This is a genomic window from Micromonospora sp. 4G55, assembly GCF_016803375.1.
This window is the reverse complement of record NZ_JAEVHN010000747.1, coordinates 1-2,799: the sequence shown is the minus strand read 5'-3', so window position 1 is coordinate 2,799 and position 2,799 is coordinate 1. Positions and strand designations below refer to the sequence as shown.

Below are 2,799 nucleotides of genomic sequence, written 5' to 3'. Positions count from 1 at the left end.
CGCGCTGGCCGACATCTGCCGGCGGGTACGCGAGCACCGCCGCCCGGCGCTGCTGCTGCGGCTGGTGGCCCAGTTGCGGCAGTACCTGCTGGCCCTGCTCTGGGAGGCGGCCAACCGGCAGCACCGGCGGGTGCCGGAGCTGGCCGAGTACCTCCAGCTGCGCCGGCACACCGGCGGCGTACGCCCCAGCCTCACCCTGACCGACCTGGCGTACGACGTCGAACCGGGTCCGGCAGGGCGCACCGACCCGGCGGTGCTCGCCCTCGACGACCTCACCACGGACCTGGTCTGCTGGTGCAACGACCTCTTCTCGCACCGCAAGGAGCTGCGCGGCGCGCCCGACCCGCACAACCTGGTCACCGTCATCGCGGCCCGCACCGGACAGGACGTCGACACCGCCGTCCGCACGGCGGCCGGCCTGTTCAACGACCGGCTGGACCGCTACCTCGTCGGCGAGGCGGCGCTGGCCGGCGATCCGGACCTGGCACCCCTCCTGGAGGTCCGGCGGTCCTGGATCCGGGCCACCTACGACTGGTCGCTGCGGGCCGTCCGGTACGCCTGAGCGTTCCACCTCGCGGGACACAGTCGGCTCACAGCTTTCGGGGCTAGCCGATGCCCCGGTGCAGGCAATACTCTTCGCTATCGCCGTCTGCACGATCGGGTGAACCGGCACCTGGCCGAACGGCGGATGCAGCGGCGCGCTCCCCGCCGCGCCGCCTCCACCAACCGGCCCCACAATCCGGACACCACCATGCCCGGCATCCGCCGGCCGCAGCTCGTATCCCGGCGGGCCGGGGGTGCCCGATGACCTCGGCGATCAGCGACGATCGAAGCACGTGCACGTCCACCAGCAGGCGGCCCCCGGCCGGCGCTCGCGACGCCGGACACGGGGGCCTTGATCGGACGACGGAGGTCCGACCCATGCGCACACTACCCACCGACCGCGCCGTCGAGCGCCGGCACCGCACCATCGACCAGAAGTTCGAGCGGCGCACGCGCGTCGCCCAGCTCCGCAACGCCGTCGAGAAGATGGCGCACCGGCTGGCGCAGTCCGAGTTCGACAACGGGATGTGGGCCGGCATCGGCGACCGGGAGAAGTCGGACCGGCACTGGCGGGCGGCACGGCGGCAGAGGAAAGCCCTGTGGCGTCTGCTGGACGCCCTTGAGGCGGCGGCCCGGTGACCGCGTCCATCGTGTCTGAGATGATCGACGCGCACTGCACGCACCTGCGCTACCGGGGACGCAGCGAGAACACCATCCGCGACGCCGCCAAACTGCTGCGCCGGCTCGACCGGGAACTACCCGCCGGCCTGCCCGTCGCCACCCTCCCCGAGCTGGAAGCGTGGCTCGCCCACAACCCCAACTGGTCCGCGCAGACCCGCGAGACGTACCGCCTGCACATGGTGCGGTTCTTCCGGTGGGCGGTCCGGCCGTCCGACCCGTGGGTCGACGACGACCAGTGCACCAAACTGGAGCCGATCACCGTCCCCGCGTCGCTGCCCCGCCCCGCCCTCACCGAACACGTCCGCGCCGCGTGCACGCAGCTGCCCACCCCCTGGCGCTACCACTGCATCCTCGCCGCATACGCGGGCCTGCGCCCCTGCGAGATCGCCCGGCTGCGCCGCGAGGACGTCACCGAACAGGTGATGTACGTGATGCGCGGCAAGGGCGGCAAGCGCCGCGCCGTGCCCACGCACCCGGTCATCTGGACTGCCGTGGCACCGCTGCGCCCCGGGCTGATCACCTACCGGCACAGCGGCGCCACGGTCACGCCGGCGTGGGTGTCGCAGCGCACCGCCGACCAGCTGCACAAGCACGACCTGCCCATCACCCTGTACAACCTGCGGCACTGGTTCGCCACCCGCGTGCAGGAGGGCCAGGGTGACCTGCGGGTGACGCAGGAGCTGATGGGGCACTCCAGCCCGAACACCACCAGCATCTACACGCAGGTGGTCAACTCCCGTGGTCGCGCCGCGGTGGCGACCCTGCCGCGCCTGGTGGACTGACCCCGAACGGCCAGCGGCCCGTGCATCCCCCTCGGATGCACGGGCCGCCTTCGTCTGTGAATAGCGTCAACGGATGATGCGTGGTCGGCGGCGACGTCCGGCGACGGGGCCGGCGACGCGGCGTCGACCGTTAGCGGCGATCTCGACGCGCGGGGAGCGCCTGGCGGGTAGGTGCCCCTCTTCGTCGACGACCACCACGTCCACCTTGCCCGACCACATGAGCCTCCTGACGTCGGTCCACCGGCCCTGCACGATGCTGTCCAGGTGGTAACCCGACTCGGTCACGTGTGCCAGGCAGCGCGCGGCCACCTGGTCGTAGTCGACGTCTGACGGAATGTAGATCACTGCGGTTTCCACGGTCAGCTCCTGAGCTTGTACTGGTGAGAGGTTTGGATCTCAGGAGCCGCGGCGCGGCGGCGGGGGTCCGCGCTCGACCGGTCGCCCCGGATGGTGGGCGTCCAGGTGCCAGCCGCCGCCGACACCGGTCGGCGGCGGGACGTCCGCCGTGAGCGTCAGGATGCCGGCCGGGCTGTCGCCGCCGGCTCCGGCGCTCGCCGTGGCGGTCGCGGCGCCGGCCATCCACGTCAGGATCGTGCCGGCGGGTGGCGGCGTCGCCGGGTCGGTGGCGGCCTGCTGGCTGTGCGCGTCTCTGCGCGTCGTGGAGCGTGTGGCCCCGCTCGGGTGCGCCCGCGGCGCGTGGACGTGTGTGGGTGGCGCTGGCGCTGCGGGGCGTCGACGCGGAGGCATTGATGAAGTTCCGAGTAGAGCGCGACGCGCTCGCCGAAGCGGTGGC

General features: G+C 72.6%; 5 protein-coding genes. 3 read left to right on the top strand and 2 right to left on the bottom strand.

What is annotated here, in order from left to right:
• From JNW89_RS33475 to JNW89_RS33465, 3 genes are all read left to right on the top strand, one after another.
• Positions 1-562, top strand: a 562-nt coding sequence (locus JNW89_RS33475; RefSeq protein WP_238452086.1) for a terpene synthase family protein, incomplete at its 5' end; no start/stop codon positions are given.
• Between the two features lie 359 nt (positions 563-921).
• Positions 922-1,182 carry a hypothetical protein gene (locus JNW89_RS33470; protein WP_238452085.1) on the top strand — a complete coding sequence of 87 codons (261 nt, stop codon included), beginning with the start codon at positions 922-924 and terminating at the stop codon, positions 1,180-1,182.
• Positions 1,183-1,202: 20 nt separating this feature from the next.
• Complete coding sequence (locus JNW89_RS33465) at positions 1,203-2,006, top strand: tyrosine-type recombinase/integrase (protein WP_238452087.1); 804 nt, start codon at positions 1,203-1,205, stop codon at positions 2,004-2,006.
• A gap of 66 nt (positions 2,007-2,072) precedes the next feature.
• On the opposite strand, the gene JNW89_RS33460 is transcribed toward JNW89_RS33465, so the two are convergent.
• Positions 2,073-2,363, bottom strand: a complete 291-nt coding sequence (locus JNW89_RS33460) for a hypothetical protein (protein WP_238452084.1) — start codon at positions 2,361-2,363, stop codon at positions 2,073-2,075.
• Positions 2,364-2,402: 39 nt separating this feature from the next.
• Complete coding sequence (locus tag JNW89_RS33455; RefSeq protein WP_238452083.1) at positions 2,403-2,585, bottom strand: hypothetical protein; 183 nt, start codon at positions 2,583-2,585, stop codon at positions 2,403-2,405.
• Positions 2,586-2,799: the final 214 nt, after the last annotated feature.

Coding starts and splice junctions, on each gene's coding strand:
- JNW89_RS33470 (WP_238452085.1), top strand. CDS start 922: ATGCGCACACTACCCACCGACCGCGCCGTCGAGCGCCGGCACCGCACC.
- JNW89_RS33465 (WP_238452087.1), top strand. CDS start 1,203: ATGATCGACGCGCACTGCACGCACCTGCGCTACCGGGGACGCAGCGAG.
- JNW89_RS33455 (WP_238452083.1), bottom strand. CDS start 2,585: ATGGCCGGCGCCGCGACCGCCACGGCGAGCGCCGGAGCCGGCGGCGAC.